The 16,845-nt window shown below is 64.0% G+C and carries 10 protein-coding genes and 1 pseudogene; 5 read left to right on the top strand and 6 right to left on the bottom strand.

Annotation, left to right across the window (positions count from 1 at the left end; translation table 11 throughout):
• Nucleotides 1-2: 2 nt before the first annotated feature.
• Nucleotides 3-1,325, bottom strand: coding sequence for a UDP-glucose dehydrogenase family protein (locus ACW170_RS03450; protein ID WP_492088296.1), 1,323 nt, complete (start codon nt 1,323-1,325; stop codon nt 3-5).
• A gap of 130 nt (nt 1,326-1,455) precedes the next feature.
• On the opposite strand from ACW170_RS03450, the gene ACW170_RS03445 reads away from it, so the two are divergent.
• The 3 genes from ACW170_RS03445 (at nt 1,456) to ACW170_RS03435 (ending at nt 5,543) form a co-directional block, all read left to right on the top strand.
• A complete protein-coding gene (locus ACW170_RS03445) occupies nt 1,456-2,955 on the top strand; it encodes a phosphomannomutase/phosphoglucomutase (protein WP_492088295.1) in 1,500 nt (499 codons plus the stop codon).
• 79 nt (nt 2,956-3,034) lie between these two features.
• Nucleotides 3,035-5,245: an AGE family epimerase/isomerase gene (locus ACW170_RS03440; protein ID WP_492088294.1), complete on the top strand. Its 2,211-nt coding sequence runs from the start codon at nt 3,035-3,037 to the stop codon at nt 5,243-5,245.
• A 73-nt stretch (nt 5,246-5,318) separates the two neighbouring features.
• A complete protein-coding gene (locus ACW170_RS03435) occupies nt 5,319-5,543 on the top strand; it encodes a hypothetical protein (RefSeq protein ID WP_492088293.1) in 225 nt (74 codons plus the stop codon).
• A 240-nt stretch (nt 5,544-5,783) separates the two neighbouring features.
• Here ACW170_RS03435 and ACW170_RS03430 read toward each other — a convergent pair.
• Together ACW170_RS03430 and ACW170_RS03425 are read right to left on the bottom strand one after the other, a co-directional pair.
• Nucleotides 5,784-5,921: pseudogene (locus tag ACW170_RS03430) on the bottom strand (IS5/IS1182 family transposase); the annotation flags it as partial.
• A 33-nt stretch (nt 5,922-5,954) separates the two neighbouring features.
• On the bottom strand, nt 5,955-7,922 hold the full coding sequence (locus tag ACW170_RS03425; protein ID WP_492088292.1) for a calcineurin-like phosphoesterase C-terminal domain-containing protein: 1,968 nt from the start codon (nt 7,920-7,922) through the stop codon (nt 5,955-5,957).
• A 477-nt stretch (nt 7,923-8,399) separates the two neighbouring features.
• On the opposite strand from ACW170_RS03425, the gene ACW170_RS03420 reads away from it, so the two are divergent.
• Together ACW170_RS03420 and ACW170_RS03415 are read left to right on the top strand one after the other, a co-directional pair.
• Entirely contained in the window at nt 8,400-11,345 is a 2,946-nt protein-coding gene (locus tag ACW170_RS03420; protein WP_492088291.1) for a TonB-dependent receptor, read from the top strand.
• A gap of 175 nt (nt 11,346-11,520) precedes the next feature.
• The gene (locus ACW170_RS03415; protein WP_492043005.1) at nt 11,521-12,276 is read left to right on the top strand and encodes a DeoR/GlpR family DNA-binding transcription regulator; all 756 of its coding nucleotides are present in this window, start codon (nt 11,521-11,523) and stop codon (nt 12,274-12,276) included.
• Here the strand turns inward: ACW170_RS03415 and ACW170_RS03410 are convergent.
• From ACW170_RS03410 to ACW170_RS03400, 3 genes are all read right to left on the bottom strand, one after another.
• On the bottom strand, nt 12,252-13,604 hold the full coding sequence (locus ACW170_RS03410) for an MFS transporter (RefSeq protein ID WP_492088290.1): 1,353 nt from the start codon (nt 13,602-13,604) through the stop codon (nt 12,252-12,254). The genes ACW170_RS03415 and ACW170_RS03410 overlap by 25 nt on opposite strands.
• 270 nt (nt 13,605-13,874) lie before the next feature.
• The gene (locus ACW170_RS03405; protein ID WP_492088289.1) at nt 13,875-15,512 is read right to left on the bottom strand and encodes a carboxylesterase/lipase family protein; all 1,638 of its coding nucleotides are present in this window, start codon (nt 15,510-15,512) and stop codon (nt 13,875-13,877) included.
• A complete protein-coding gene (locus ACW170_RS03400; RefSeq protein WP_492088288.1) occupies nt 15,512-16,825 on the bottom strand; it encodes a spinster family MFS transporter in 1,314 nt (437 codons plus the stop codon). Before ACW170_RS03400 ends, ACW170_RS03405 begins: the two co-directional genes overlap by 1 nt.
• Between the last annotated feature and the right edge of the window lie 20 nt (nt 16,826-16,845).

The following is a 16,845-nucleotide window of genomic DNA, read 5'->3' as shown; positions in this document are numbered from 1 at the left end:
CATCATCCTCGTCCGATGCCGGAGTATTTGAACCCGCGCTTGATCATATCTTCGGAGCGATAGACGTTCCGCAGATCCACCAGCACCGGCTGTCTCATCAGATCCTTGATGCGATCTAGGTCCAACGCCCGGAACTGGTCCCATTCGGTAATGATGACCACAGCGTCAGCGCCTTCCACGGCGTCATAGGCGTTGGCCTTCATCTCGACGCCCGGCAGGAGCTTTCCGGCCTCGTGCATGCCTTCGGGGTCGAAGGCCTGAACCTTGGCGCCGGCGGCGATCAGGGCCGGGGCGATGTCCAGCGAGGGGGCGTCGCGCATGTCGTCGGTGTTGGGCTTGAAGGTCAGACCCAGAAGCGCGACCGTCTTGCCGGAGATGCTCTCGCCCAAGGTTGTCTCGACCCGGCCGGCCATGGCCTTCTTGCGGGCGTCGTTGACCTCGACCGTGGTCTCGATCAGCTTGACCGGAGCCCCATACTGCTGGGCAGTGCGGACCAGGGCGATGGTGTCTTTAGGGAAGCAAGAGCCGCCGTAGCCAGGGCCAGCGTGCAGGAACTTCGACCCGATGCGCTTGTCCAAGCCGATGCCGCGCGCCACCTGCTGCACGTCGGCGCCGACGGCTTCGCAGAGGTCGGCCATTTCGTTGATGAAGGTGATCTTCATCGCGAGGAAGGCGTTGGCGGCGTATTTGATCAGTTCCGAGGTGCGGCGGCCAACGAACTGAAGCGGGCTCTCGTTCAGGTTCAGCGGGCGATAGAGTTCGCTCATCACGTCTTTGGCGCGCGCGCCAATGTCGCCGTCGATGTCGTTGACGCCGATCACGACCCGGTCGGGGCGTTTGAAGTCGCCGATGGCGGCGCCTTCGCGCAGGAACTCAGGGTTCGAGACGACGGCGAAGTCGGCGTTAGGATTGGCCTTGCGAATGATGGCCTCGACCTCGTCGCCGGTGCCGACGGGCACGGTAGACTTGGTCACCACCACGGTGAAGCCTTCGATGAGGCCGGCGATCTCCTCGGCGGCAGCATAGACGTAGCTCAGGTCGGCATGCCCGTCGCCGCGACGCGTGGGCGTGCCGACAGCGATGAAGACAGCGTCGGCGTTGCGGATGGCTTCAGCGCCCTCAAGCGTGAAGAACAACCGGCCTTCCTTGACGTTGGTCGCGACCAGGTCGTCCAGGCCGGGCTCGAATATGGGGATTTCACCCTTCTCCAGCCGTTCGATCTTCGAGGGATCCTTGTCGATGCAGGTCACGACATGCCCGAAATCGGCAAAACAGGCCCCCGAAACCAGGCCGACGTAACCCGTTCCGATCATAGCGACGCGCATTCGAGACCTCTCCAACGTTGGGTTGGACATTGCATATTGCGCTGCAACATATCAATGTCTTTCTAGCTTCGCCTTAGTGGCGGCGGGTCATCAATCTTGTCGAGGCGATTACGCCTCTAAGGAACATCGAATGCTCAAACCCCGCCAAGACCTGAAGCCGAATACGGCGGCCTATGAGACGCAGGCCTTGGTAAAGCCGACAGGGTTCCGAGAATACGACGCGCGGTGGATCCTTGAGAAGGAGATCAATCTCCTCGGCATCCAGGCCCTTGGTCTGGGCCTGGCGACCTATGTCCACGAGATCGGCGTGGCGCCCAAAATCGTCACCGGCCATGATTTTCGCGGCTACAGCCTCAGCGTCAAACAGGCCCTGATCCTGGGCTTGCTGGAAGGCGGGATGGAGGTGCTGGACGTTGGTTTGGCCCTGTCGCCCATGGCCTATTTCGGTCAGTTCGAGCTGGATGCGCCTTGCGTCGCCATGGTCACGGCCAGCCACAACGAGAACGGCTGGACCGGGGTGAAGATGGGGGCGAACAAGCCCCTGACCTTTGGCCCTGAAGAGATGGGCCGGCTGAAACAGATCGTGCTGAACGGCGAGGGCGTGGCCCGGCCGGGCGGGAAACTGGTCCGTGTCGAGGACTTCCGCGAGACCTATGTGGCCGACGTCGCCTCCAAGGTGCAGATCAAGCGCCCGCTGAAGGTGGTCTGCGCCTGCGGCAACGGCACGGCCGGCGCCTTCGCCCCGGACGCCCTGCGCCGGATGGGCGTCGAGGTGATCGAGATGGACACCGACCTCGACTATACCTTCCCGAAGTACAATCCGAACCCGGAAGATCACGCCATGCTGGTGCAGATGGCCCAGCGGGTGCACGAGACGGGCGCCGACCTGGCCCTGGGCTTCGACGGCGACGGCGACCGTTGCGGGGTGGTGGACGATACGGGCGAGGAGATCTTCGCCGACAAGATCGGCCTGATGCTGGCCCGCGACCTGTCCAAGGTCTATCCGGACAGCACCTTCGTGGTCGATGTGAAATCGACCGGCCTCTACAAGACCGACGAGATCCTCAAGGCCAATGGCGCCGAGGTGGTCTATTGGAAGACCGGTCACTCCTACATCAAGCGCAAGACCGCCGAACTGGGCGCCCTGGCCGGGTTCGAGAAGTCGGGCCACTTCTTTATGGCCGGGGACCTGGGTCATGGCTACGACGACGGCCTGGTCGCGGCCGGCGCGGTTCTGGCCATGCTGGACCGTAATCCGGGCAAGAAACTCAGTGAGCTGAAAGCCGCCCTGCCGGACGCCTGGACCAGCCTGACCATGTCGCCCCACTGCGACGACGAGCTGAAGTATGGCGTGCTGGAGCGGATCGTGAAGGAATACTCCGACCTGGCCGAGGCCGGCGGCGAGATTTTGGGCCGCAAGATCCTCGAGGCCATCACCGTCAACGGCGTGCGGGTGCACCTGGAAGACGGGTCCTGGGTCCTGGTCCGCGCCTCGTCGAACAAGCCCGAACTGGTGGTGGTGGTCGAGAGCATGCGCTCCGAGGACGACATGCGCGACCTGTTCCGCAAGGAGATCAAGCCGCGCCTGGCCGCCTATTCCGAAATCGGCGCCTTCAATCAGGAAATCTGATGGCGGCGATTGACGTCTCGTCATCTTGGCGTGGTTGAGCTGAAGACGGCCTGTGCCTGCGGAATGCCTTGGGGGAACGATGAATCTTTATCCGGTGATCATGTGCGGCGGCGCCGGTACCCGGCTTTGGCCGGCGTCACGCCCTTCGCGGCCTAAGCAGTTCATTCCGCTGTCGGGCAACCGGTCGCTGTTTCAGGAAACAGTGCTCCGGGTGGCGCCCCTTGCGGAAACAGGCGGACGTCTGATCGTCGTCGGGGGCGTGGCGCACCGCGAGGCCATCCTCGCGCAACTGGCCGAACTGGGCGTAACCGCCCAGATCCTACTGGAGCCGGAAGCACGAGATTCGGCCGCTGCCATGGCCGTCGCGGCGGCTTGGACTGCGCGGCGCGACTCAAATGGCGTCAACGTCTTCGTCGCATCGGATCACCACATCCCTGACTATCAAGCCTTCCGCCGCGCCGCTGAGCGGGCGGCTCAGGCGGCGCAGGACGGCTTAATCGTGACTCTGGGGGTCGCGCCGACAGAACCATCGTCTGCTTACGGCTATATAGCAGCAGCGGGCGAAGGCCTGTCCACTGTCAAGGCCTTTGTCGAAAAGCCCGACAAGGAGACCGCCGAACGCTACATCGCCGACGGCTATCTGTGGAACAGCGGCAACTTCATCGTTTCGGCCGCCACTCTGTTGAGTGAGCTTCGGGCTGCGGCTCCCGCGGTGGAGGCGGCCGCACGCGAGGCCCTACCGGATGAAGATGACGGCGACATCGCGGTCCTCGGTGCCGCGTTCCGCAGCGCACCTAAGATCTCTATCGACTATGCGGTGATGGAGAAGACCGAACGCGCGTCGGTTCTCGCCGTGGATTTCGAATGGTCTGATCTTGGCGCGTGGGACGCTGTTGCCGCGACAGGGGAAGGCGACCTAGGCAGCTTTGTCTTCGAGGACGCCGACGGCTGTATGGCCCGAGCGCCGGAAGGCATGGTGGTCGCGGCCATCGGGGTGCGCAACCTGGCCATCATAGCCGAACGCGACGCCGTGCTGGTGTGCGATTTGAGCCGTAGCCAGGAGGTGAAGAAGGTGGTCGAGCGGCTGAAGCTCTCGTCGCCGCAGCACCTCGACTTTGCCCGAACTGCGCCGGAATCCTTGTTGGACGGCGGCGCGCGGTTCACCCGGTGGCTGAACATGCGAGCCTTGCCGATCTGGAGTTCGCTGGGGCAGGCTTCCGATGGTGCCTTCGCGGAACTGCTTGGCCTCGACGGGCGGCAGGTCGAAAGCCAAAGGCGCGCCCGTGTTCAGGCGCGGCAGGTTCAGGTGTTCGCCGATGCCGGAAGGATGGGCTGGCGCGGGCCTTGGCGCGAAGTCGTGCAAAGCGGTCTGGCGCGGATCGAGGCGGCCTATCTCCGTCCTGACGGATTGATGCGGACCGTGCTGGCCGCTGATGGGTCGCCGCTCGACGAGACGCCGATGCTGTATGATCAGGCGTTCCACCTTTTCGCGCTCGCCGCTGCCATACAGGCGGGTCTGGAAGACGGACATGAGGCGCGGGCGACGGCGGTGCGAGACCGCCTTCTGGCCGACGCGCCGCCGACAGGCGGGCTGGTCGAGAACGGCGCCTATCCGTTCCAGTCCAACTGCCATATGCACCTGCTTGAAGCGGCCTTGGCCTGGGAGGCTGTCAGCAAAGACGCGGGCTGGAGCGCGCTCAGCGACCGGATCGTCACCTTGGCGCGTCAGCACTTCATCGACGCCGAGGGCGGCTTCCTGCGCGAGTTCTTCGCCGAAGACTGGTCGCCGGCTGCGGGCGATGATGGCCGGCTGGTCGAGCCGGGCCATCAGTTCGAATGGGCCTGGCTGCTAGCCCGATACGGCCGCGCGCGTGGCGATGCGTCGGCCATCGAAGTCGCCCGCAAACTCTACGCATTCGGCCTACGCGGCGTTGGGCCGCGTCGTCAGGTCGCCGTCGACGCCATGGACCAAGACGGCGCCGTCCTAAGCCGTCGCGCCCGCCTGTGGCCGCAGACGGAATGGATGAAAGCTTCTCTGATACTGGCGGAACTTTCCGATGACGGCGAGCGGGCGGGATTGCTCGAACAGGCCGCCCTGGCGCAACGGGCCGTGTGGCGTTACCTGACGGACGACGGCCTGTGGCGAGACAAGCTGCTGGAGAATGGGCAATTCATCGACGAGCCTGCCCCCGCCAGCTCCTTCTACCATATCATGGCGGCCTGGACGCAGTTGCGGGCGACTTCTGAAAGGCTTGGTTTTGAAGGCCTGGCGGCACTGAGGTTCGGCTAGGGGCACTCATGGCAGGTTCGTGTGTCGATGAGCAGTACATGCCCATGAGTGAACTCAACATCTGGGGGATTCGATGAACGACTCGGTTCTGGTCGCCCGCGGGGCGGGTGCTCGGCTGGCCCCAACCCGGACGCTGGACGACATTGTCCGCACCGCCTGGCGTTGGTATGCGCGCCGAGCGGGATCGTCCGTCGACCTAGTCGTACGGGCGTCTCGCGCCTCCATGGAGGGCAACCTTGATAGACGGGCCCAGACGGCAGACGAGAACGCGGAGTGTGGCGAGCTGGGACTGACGTAGTAGCGTGGCTCGCACCCTGCGAGTCGCAATCGCGAGGCTACCGTCCTCTGAAGCTGTCAGCCGCTGCGTTAGTCCGTCCCTCGCATCGACGATCGCTAGGAGGGGCGGCTAACAAGGCCAATGAGGCATCCCGGCGATCTGTAACTTTGCTGATCTGCAGAGGCAGCATGCTGCCCGCTGTTACAGGCGATCCTTCGTAAGTAATTGAATTATCGTGCCTCATCGCCAGACTACGAACCTGCGCCCCCGGTTCGTCTCGGCCTTGATCAGGCTGGCGTCCACGGCGAAGCCCTCGCCGCCGACCAACCCGTCGGACATGCGCCGCCGCGGGACCGTGTCGGACAACTGACGCAGCAGATCGCTCTCGCGGCCGTGTTTTCTGGCCCCATGGCGCTTTGCGTATTCATGAAGTCAGTCTTCCGGCACGCGGAGGCCATCCTCGAAAGCAGTCCAAGTATCAAAGCGGAATGTGGGTTGAGGCCGCTCGGAACGAACTTCGAAAACGAGAGTCTCAGTGGCTGGAGATCCCTGCGGACGGACAGCCTGAACCTGTACAGAGTGGGTTCCTTCGGCCAATCCCGTCGGAATAGGGAAGCGCCACAGATGCGAACTGTGATCGGCCGCCGAGCCCTTAGGGCGCGGCGGGGCTGGGGAGACGAAGCCCTGGCGCCCCTGAATATAGCCCTGGTTCAACGGTTCGCCTGAAGCGCTTTCGATGGCCGTCCTGGCGACGGTCAGTTGGCGTTGTAGGGCGAAAGGATCGGCGTAATCCGGGCCGGCGTAGGCCGGCTCGCCCCGGGCCTGTTGGGTGCGTTCCATCCGTTGAGGCGCGCCGCCGTCGATCGACACCGTCGCATCGGTGTCGCTGTCGCCCATCCAGATATTGGCGGTGAGCCAGACGCCCGCCTCGATCTCCTGCGGCGTCAGCAATCGCACGTCGGGCAAGTCCTGAATGCTTAGTGGCGGCGCATCGCCGCGTTTTTGTTCCGGGGAGTCGCGCCAGGCCAGCAGCACCCGCGCCCAGTCGCGGAAGGCCGGCGTGCTCATGGACAGCCACATCGCCTTTTCGGTCGGCTGACCCGAGGCGAGATAGTCGAGGGTGTAGTCGCCGCCGCTGATGCGCATGTCGATATAGCCGCGCGGTGATCCATCGCCCTGCAGGCTCATCGGCGTTCCGCCGATGTCGAAATCGCCGCCCCACCAATCTCCGGCGACCGCGCCGGCGACCACGTGGCGGAAGGGAATCGCGTCCACGCCGACGGACTGTTTCCAGCCCTCGAAGGAGTCGCCTGGCGCGAGGTTTTCCAGCGTGTGGCTGTGCCCGGACAGGTCCAGAACCTTGCGGCCCTTCAGCATCTGATACAGTTCGGCCGCATTGTCGGTCTGATGCTGCCATTGCTCGCGGTTGTCATAGCCGACAAGCGGGATGTGGTGACCGATCACGATCAGCCTTTTCGGATCGGTCGCCTTCAGCAGATTGGCCATGAAACTCATCTGATCGTCGGTAAATCGCCCGTTATAGGTCTTGCGCGGATCCACGCCGCAGAAGTCGCGCCCGAACCGCTCGTAGTCGACCCGACCGCAGGGATAGACGACATTGTCGAGCCCGATGAACAGGACCTCCCCGATTTCAAAGGCGTAGGTGGTCGGGCCATAGTCGCGGCGCCAGGTGTCCGAACTGTCGGCGTCCCGGTCGGCGTCGGAATCGTAGTCGTGGTTGCCCTGCACCCACCATTGGGGAACGCCCGCATCGCCCAGCACGTCGGCAAGGCGCGGGATCAGGCCCAGGTCGTCGCCGACGACATCGCCCAGCATGAACAGGCAGGCGGGACGGTCCGGTCGGTCTTTCAGTTCGCGCACAAGGGTGTCGCGCGCATAGCCGACCTCCTGATTGGTCGTGGCCTGAATGTCGCCAATGATGGCGCAGACGAAATCGTCTCCCGTTGCACTGGGGGCCAGAGGGAAATTGACGGCTGCGGGCAGCGGCCCGGTCGGCGCTAGGCCGCCGTAGCGCAACGGCTTGGGCGAACCGGCCGGCTTGTGCTCATAGGCGAACTGGGGAATGAAATTCCTGTCCGTGGGCGTTCGCCACCCCCTGGGCTGGATCACGAAGACGCTCATGTCGGCGCGGGCCGGGAGCTGGTACCGGCCGTCCGGCCCGGTGATCGCCACATCGCGGCCGTTCGAGACCTTCACGCCCGCAAGTCCGTCTTCGGCGTCGTCCAGGCGTCCGTCGCGGTCAAAATCGTTGAACACCACGCCGACGACGTGGTCCGGCGACGGAGCCTGCCCCCTGACGACCTCGATCGTCGCGAAATACGGGTCGGTCTCCGCCGCTGAAGCCTGGCTCGCGCCGACAACGATCGCGGCGCAGCTCAACAAGCCGCTCCAATTTCTGGTCGGGAAACCCATGGTCTCTTCCGTTTCCACCCGCCGCGCTGCAGGCGCTTCGGGCATTAAATCAACATCAAACAAACAGATCTGGTAGCGCTTGTGGGGTGGCGACGAACACATGCCCCGTCGCTTGAAGTCCGCCGGTCGCAGTATTTCAGCGGTTCCTTGCGGTTTTGTGACGGCCGAGGCTCATTCCTGTGAGCTTGATGGCCTAGAAGGCCTTTTGGCGATTGTGTGGGGTTTGTTTTGAAAAAATGCCCATAAGTCACAAAACGCCAACATTGCCCCGGTATCACCCGATGCGTCCTGGAGGGGCTAGGGGAGCGGTCGCCATATGTCCGCGTCGACGCCGTCCAGAGAAGTCATTCAATCTGGGGACTACCGATGAATCGCATGCGACGAACTGCCCGTCATGCCTCCGCTCTGCGCGCCGCGCTTATGCTGGGGACCGTATTTCCCGTCATGGCTGTCATGGCTCCGGCCGTGCAGGCCCAGGACTATACCAATGTCGCCGCGACAGGGCGGGTGACGGATCCAGCGGGTCGACCGATCCCGGGCGCGACTGTGAGTGTCACATCCAGCGATCGCGGGGTGACGCGGTCTGCGGTCGCCACGGAGAGCGGCGCCTATGTGATCCCGCAGTTGGCGCCGGGATCCTATGATTTCACCATCACGGCCGAAGGTTACGCTCCCTATCGGGAAACCGGCGTCTCCCTGGTCCGTGGAGCGGGCGCGGCGAACACGTTCACACTCGTGTCGTCTGCGGGTTCGGCAGAGACGGTGGATGAGATCGTCGTCCTGGGCTCGCGCAAAAGGGTTGTGGCTTTCGAGGACGCCACCACCGGGGCCATCATCAATCTGGGCGAAATCGACCAGCGCGTGCCGATCGCCCGATCGCTGCAGGACGTCATCCTGATGGCGCCGGGCACGGTGCGCGGCTCCTCCGGTTCGAATGCTGGCTTCGCCGACCAGGTCGCGATCAGCGGCGCCTCCTTCATTGAGAACGCCTATTATGTGAACGGCCTGAACATCACCAACTTCCGCATGGGTCTGGCCCCCGTCGAGGTGCCGTATGACTTCTACCAGTCCGTTGAGGTGAAGACCGGCGGCATGGCGGCGGAATTCGGTCGGGCGACCGGCGGCGTGGTCAACACCGTGACCAAATCAGGCTCCAACGAGTTTCACGCCAGCGTTCTGAATACATGGGAGCCGGACAGTTTGCGGTCGACCTCGCCGGCGACCTACAAACGCGACTACGAGGGGGTGGAGCAGTCGCGTCGCGAGACCATCTTCCAGGCCAGCGGGCCGATCATCCGCGACCGCCTGTTCATCTACGGCCTCTATACCGACCGCAAGTTCGAGTCCTTCACGCCGGATGCGAACCAGGACAACGCCACGCGCGTGGAACACAACAGTCCGTTCTGGGGCGTGAAGCTCGACGGCTACATAACCGACGACCACCATCTCGAGTTCACCTATTTCGACACCACCAACGAGACCCGCACCCGCGATCTGGAATATGATCGTGCGACGGGTGCGGCGGGCGCCGAGACGGGGGGCGTGAACGGACGGGGCGGCGGCGAGAATTATGTCGCGCGTTACACCGGCGCCCTGACGCCCTGGCTCACCGTTTCCGCCGCCTATGGGGTGAACAAGCTGCGGGACGGCACCTTGCCGCTGGATATCACCAATGAACGGGTGATCGATTATCGCACCTCGGACGCCGGCGTAGATATCGGCCTCAACAAGGTCACTGACGCCTTTGGCTACACGGACGATGATCGCGAGTTCTTCCGCGGCGACGTCGATCTGAACTTCGAACTGGCCGGCGCCCATCATGTCCGCTTGGGCTACGATCATGAAACCGATACGTCGGAACAGATCCACCAGACGATGGGCGAGGGTTTCTACAAAATATGGAAGGCGGGGGCGAGCGACGCCGCGCGTCTGGGCATTGCCCCGGGAACCGAATATTACACGACGCGGGTTTACAGCAACAACGGCGTCAGCACGGTCAAGAACGACGCCTTCTATATCCAGGACGACTGGGCGCTTCTCGATGACCGGCTGAAGCTTCAACTCGGGGTTCGCAACGACCGGTTCTCGAACCAGGGGGTCAACGGCGAATCCTATTATGAATCGGGCGACCAGTGGGCCCCTCGACTGGGCGCCTCCTACGACCTCCGAGGCGACGGACTCACCAAGGTCTATGGCTATTACGGCGAATATTTCCTGCCTCTCGCCGGCGATATCAACCTGAACGTGATGGGCGGGCGGATTACCTATACGCGCTACAACCTGCTCAACGGTCTCGATTCGACCAAGAATACGCCCCTGGCGGGCGCGCCCATTCTGGGCGCCAGCGGCTTCTCGGCCTGTCCCGACACGGGAACCGCCAACTGTGAAGTCCAGGCTGACGGATCGCCCGCCGATCCGTCCGGCGCCATCGCCCACAATCTGAGCCCGCAGTCGTCACGCGAGTTCATTGTCGGCATGGAGCACCGCTTCTCGAACCGGATCCGCGCCGGGGCCTATTTCACGCATCGCAAGCTGGACGATGTGATCGAAGACCTCACCGTCGACTTCGGCGCCCGCGCCTACTGCATCACCCAGGGCTTTTCTGAAGCCGCCTGCACCGCCGCCTATCCGGGCGGCAGCAACTGGGTGATCGCCAATCCGGGACGCGACGTCACCACCAAGATCAACCCGCTGCCCGATGGATCGACCCCGACCGTGACCCTGAAGGCGGCGGACCTGCTCTATGAAAAGCCGATCCGCAAATACAACGCCGTGACCCTGACCTTTGATCGGGAGTTCGACGGCGTGTGGGGCGTGTCCAGCACCTATACCTGGGCGATGGACAAGGGGAATTATGAGGGCGGCGTCCGATCCGAGAACGGCCAGCTGGCCGTCAACCGGGTTTCCGACTTCGACTCGCCCGGCTTCCAGAACGGCGCCTACGGCTATCTGCCCAACGACCGACGCCACACCTTCAAAGCCTACGGCAGCTACCGTCCGCTCGATTTTCTGGATCTCGGCGCCAACATGACGGTGCAGTCGGAGCGTAGCTATAGCTGTATCGGGACCGTGCCGACCGAAGTCGATCCCTATGCCCACGGCTATCATGGCTACAGCTACTACTGTAACGGCGAACTGGTCCCACGCGGCACGGCCTTCAAGGGCGACTGGGTCTACCAGTTCGACGCCAGCGCCGTGGCGCGCGTGCCGATGAAGGGGCTCGACGCCTCTGTGCGTCTGGACGTCTTCAACCTGTTCAACAACAAGGCGGTCACGGCCTATAACGAAGCCGGCCAACTCAGCAATGATCAGCCGAACTCGAACTACCGACGGCCGGAAGCCTATCAGACGCCGCGATACGTCCGACTGCAGTTCCGCGTCGGCTTCTGATCCGCGGTCGGGGACGGGGCGGCCAGCGCCGCTCCGTCTCCCGAACCTCGCGCAATCATCCGATTTCAAACACAGGCCGGCTTAGGCTAGACCGATCAGGCGTCGGGTATTGGTCCAGCGGTCGCTATGGCGTCACGGGGCCAGAGCGACCCGTCGGCCGAGGGAAAAGGACATCATGTTGAAACGATCGGCCCGCCAACGCGACATCGTGGCGATGCTGCGGGGCGGAACGACCTGGTCGGTGATCGGACTGGCCCAGGAACTCAACGTCTCCGACGAGACCATCCGTCGTGAACTGCGCGTGCTGGAGGAACAGGGGGTCGTCACGCGGGAGCACGGCGCCGCGCGTCTCGCATCACAGACGCGGGAAGGCCCCCTCCACGAGAGGATGGAGGAAAACGCCGACGCCAAGATGCGCATAGCGCGCGCGGCGGTCGAATTCGTTTGCGACGGCGATATCCTGTTCATCGATTCAGGAACGACCTCCTGCTATATCGCGCGCCAGCTGGTCGAGCGTCGTTCGCTGACGGTGATCACCAACTCGCTTCAGGTGGCGACCGAACTGGGAGGGATCAACGACAACCGTCTGTTCCTCGCCGCCGGCGAGATGGACTATGAATACCGCGCCTTTTCGGACTCAAACGCCCAGAGCTACGTCTCGGGCTTTACGCCGCATCTGGCCATCCTGTCGGTGGGCGCCATCAGCGCCGATCGCGGACTGATGGATTTCCATCCGGGCGAAGCCACAATGAGCCGGATCGCCTATGCGACGTCCCAGAAGGTCCTGTTGGGGGCGGACTCGTCCAAGTTCGGACGTCATGCGCTGATGCACACCGCCGGTCTGGACGACGTCGACATTCTGATTACCGAAAAGCCCCTGGACAAGGTCTTCGCCCAAGCCTTTGCTCATGCCGAGGTCGTAATCGCCTGATCCCTGGACGAGAGGGGGCTGGCCAGCAGGGCCGCGACAAGCGCCAGGGCGGCGCCGAGCAGCGCGACGCCCGCATGGATCAGCCAGAAGGACGCCATGTCCAGCGATTGAAAATAGCCCCCGGCGAAACCGACCCACAGGCTGGCGAAGAAGCCGTATAGGTAGAATAGCCCGCCCCATCCTCCCGCCCGGCCTTTGGGGGCAAGGCCGGTGGCGAGGCTTAGACCCGACGGCCAGACAAGAACGACGGCCAGATCGACCAGCAGCAGATAGGCTAGGAGCCAGATCAGCGAGACCGAGGAACCGCCGGCACGGTCCGCCAAGATCAGCACGAGATATCCGGCAGCGCAGGCCAGGCAGCCCAGTACGATCTGGACGTGAGGCCCTATCACCACGTCGCGGCGCGCCAGGACCCCTGAAATCGCCTGCACGATGAAAATGATCAGGATTGTGAACAGACCGTCCAGGGCGAGCAGCCATCCGACCGGAACAGCGCCGAACCCGAAATCGAGGTCGACGTTGTCCTCGGCCCAGACGAGAACGATGTTGCCGATTTGCCCGTAGGCGGCGAAGCAGAGGTAGCCGGACAGCAGCACGAGCCAAAGGCCCGCAACAGCCCGAGGCCCTGACGGCCGTCTGTCCCCCGGGGTGTGTTCCGACCGGGGCACGGACGCCTTTGCGGCAGACACCCTGACCAGGAGGCTATAGGTCGCGACGCCCACGACAACGCTGACCGCCGCCAGAACGAGCGCATGACGCCACCCGAAAGCCAGGGCGATGGCGCCCATGGCAAGAGGGCCGAAAATCGCCCCAGCGTTTAGAAAGACGAGGTAGTAGGAATAGGCGCGCCTGCGTTTTGCTTCTTCACTGAAAAGACCGCCGAACTGGGCCGACAGATTGCTCTTCAACAGGCCCGCCCCGGACGCGAATAACAGCAGGCCCGGCAGAAAGCCGTGCAGGGACGCCATCAGCAGAAGTCCAGCCGCCATGCCTGCGCCGCCGGCCAACACAGCCGCCCGACGCCCGATCAGCAGGTCGCCGACAAAGCCGCCTAGAGGGATGAAAAGATAAACGAGCGCATTGGCGACCCCGTAAATATACGAGGCCAAGGCCACCTCGGAACCATCCCTGCTCGTGACGGGGCTCAACAGCCCTTGCAGCCACGCCATGCCCGACACTGAAGCGGATACAGGCATCACCTGGTTGATCAGCAGGAGCGTGAGCATCGATTTCACTCCCGTTAGGGCGAAACGCTCCCAGAATTCCGTCAGTGCTAATCCTGCGAAATGTGGATTGAGTTTCCCAACCAGATTCCCCAGCAGCTTCATTGCTGCGCCCCCTGCTTCGCATGGACACAGCCCATGACCCTACTATGGTGACAGGGTGATGACTGGGCTTTGGCAGCCATGCCTGAGGATTGCCATCCCGAACCGGACGAGGCGGTGCGCCGATGCTCTCTCGGCCCGTGCCCGCCCCTGGTTCGGCGTCGCCTGACTTTGCGTATGGCAACGACGAAGTTGACTGTCCGCTTTCAAGGGCAAAGCCAACGTCCAGCTTTGGCGCATCTACATCATCAGCAAAATGTTCGTCCTGGCGCCTCAGGGGGACGGGGGGAGGTTGGGGGAAGCCAGCCCCGTGTTCCAGTTCCATGGCTGGTCGCCAGCCTTGCGGCGGCGCGTTACGGCCGCCTCGTGAAGTTCGAACATGCCGGGGAATAGGTCGAATTCCACGGCCGACCTGTTGCTGAACCGAAGGTAGGCCTTGTCATCTCCATAGGGCGGCCAAGCCGGGGCGTCCTCAGAACGGGGCGGTTCGCCGCGTACGAAGCTGGCCCAACAGCCGACCATCGCGTCACTGAGGAGACTTTCTTCAGACGTAGAAGGGATCGTAGGCCAGCGCGGCGGCGTGCGCTTCAGTGAGCCGAACATATACGGCAGTTCGCTGGCGTGAAACGCCCGCAGGTCCGCAGCATCTGCTGCGGGATAGCCGTGGTCGAACAGATAGAGGAAGGACGGTTGGCCGACCGCCGTCTGTGAACGGACGAGCCGCTCGGAGGTCCAGCCGTAGAGGGCGTCGCGACTGGCGGCGAGGATGCTCTCCTCCATGTCGGATGAGGGATAGAGACGCAGGAACTCTTCCGCCAGATCGCCGTACCGGTCGCGGATCGTGCGCTCATAGTCGGTGGCGGCGCCTGGAACGGCGGGAGCTAGCATGCGTAGGGATCGGATCTCGCCGCTGTTGAAGCCCGCCAGGACGGGGACCTTGGCCTGCTCGTTCCGGTCGAACACCTCGACGATCTGACGCGGCAGAATCATGCCATCGACGACGCCGAAGGTGGCGAAGCCGCCGAGTGCGGCACGGTCGGTAATATCCTGGGCGTCCATCCCCCGCAGGGCGCGCAGGCTGGGCGCTTGAAGGGTCCGGGCGAGGGCGGCGCCCGCCGCCTCCGCCGCCGGCGCCCCGTGCCGCGGCTGTTTCAGTTCCGGCGTGGAGATCATGTAGGCGCTTTGGGCGATGGCCCGGTCGAACAGGCCCCGCGAAAGCGGCGACGCCATCAGATAGAGGACGCTCAGGCCGCCGGCCGACTCGCCGGCGATGGCGACATTGTCCGGATCGCCGCCGAAGCTCGCGATGTTCCGCTTCACCCATTCGAGCGCAGCGATCTGATCCATCAGGCCGTAGTTGCCGGATAGGCTTGCGGGGCTCTCCGCGCTCAATTCCGGATGCGCCAGCCAGCCCAGGACGCCGAGACGGTAGTTGATTGACACCACCACGACGCCTTCGCGGGCCAGACGGGCGCCGTCATACAGAGCTTCTTTGCTGGAGCCGGTCACCAGCGCCCCGCCGTGGATCCAGACCATGACCGGCGCCTTGCCGGTCGTAGACGGCGTCCAGACGTTCAGGGTCAGGCAGTCTTCGCTGGTCGGGCCGAGATCGGCGGAATAGATCGACTGGACGCGGGGCGTCGGCTGGATGCAGGCGGAGCCGTATCGGGTGGCGTCGCGAACACCGCTCCAGGCGGGAGCTGGAGAGGGCGGTCGCCAGCGCATAGCCCCGACAGGAGGCGATGCATACGGAATGCCCCTGAAACTGGCGATATCGGCTTCTGTCATGCCGCGCACGGCGCCCGCCGGAGCTGTCACGACGGGGCGCGTCTGCGCGGTGGCCGGAGAGCCGGCGGCGATGGAGGCGAGGAAGGTGAGGGCCGCACATGTTGAAACGCGTTGGCGGAACATCAGACGGCTCCTTGTCTTGACGTGTCGCGGCCCAGCAGTTTGGCCAGCCACAGAAACAGACTGATCGCCACAACATAGAAGGGAGTCAGGGTGTAGAGGGCGATCTGAAGCGAGTTGTCCGGATGGGCGGCGTGGAAATAGTCGCTGGCGGCCCCGACATAGGTCGGACCCAGGCCCATCCCGATGAAGTTCATGACCAGAAGCAGGAGCGCGCCTGACATGACCCTTTGGTTCGGCTTCACCTCTTCCTGGACGAGGGCGACCGAGGACGACAGGTAGAAATAGTTGAGGAAGGTCGGTCCACAGAGCAGCGCCAGCGCCAGCGGCCAGGAGGGAGCCCAGACGAAGGCGATATAGAAGGGGATCGCGAGCGTCAGCGAGATGGCCGGCAAAAGCGCATAGGCCTTCTTGGACCGCCGCGTGAACCGGTCGATCAACCACCCCGACGCGAAGATGCCGCCGCCCATGCACACGGCCACCAGCAGGGCGTACCACAGGGCGACGTCATTCAGCGTCATGCCCTTTTCACGCATCAGGAACAGAACCGAGAAGTTGCCGAGGCCGTAGGTGATTACCTGAGTCGCGCCGCTGCCCAGGGCCGCCAGAACCAGCACGGGGCTCGAGAAATACATGCGCACCGTGCCCCAAAAGGGCGCCTTGGCGGGCGGCGGCGCACCCGCAGCCTGATCCAGGCCGCCGCGCTTCGGCTCCTTGACGAGAAGCGGGGTCAGGGCGGCGACGATCAGACCAAGGACGCCGATGGCGATGAAGGCCTCACGCCAGCTGAAGGCGGCGGCGACCGAGGCGCCGAAGGCGATGCCCAGGGCGGCGCCCACGGGCGGTCCCAGGTTAAACAGGCCCAGCGCCATGCCGCGGCGCCCCTGGGGGAAGTAGTCGGTGATGATGGCGTAGGACGGCGGCACGCCGCCCGCCTCGCCGAAGCCGACGGTCATGCGCGACACGGCCAACTGGCCGAAATTGCGCGACAGGCCGCAGGCAATGGTCGCCGCGCTCCAGATTCCGCAGGCGATGGACACCACGGCGACGCGGTTCGTCCGGTCGGCCAGCCATCCCACTGGAATGGCGATGAAACAGTAGAAGAATGCGAAATACAGGCCGCCCAGCAGGCCCAGCTGTCCATCGGTTATGTGGAGCGAATCCTGAATAGGCTTGGCCAGGATGGAGAGCAACTGCCGGTCCAGGAAGTTCAGAACATAGATGAACCAGAGCATTCCCAGCGCGACCCAGGCGCGCCGGCCGACGGAGGGTCTGGCTGCGGCGGGTGGGCGGACGGGGTCGATCGTTGCACTCATGTCGTTTCCTTGGTGAAGCG

The sequence above is a fragment of the Brevundimonas sp. FV2ps16 genome, assembly GCF_058681075.1.
Note: the sequence above shows the minus strand (reverse complement) of the source record. Positions and strands in the feature narration are given on the sequence as shown.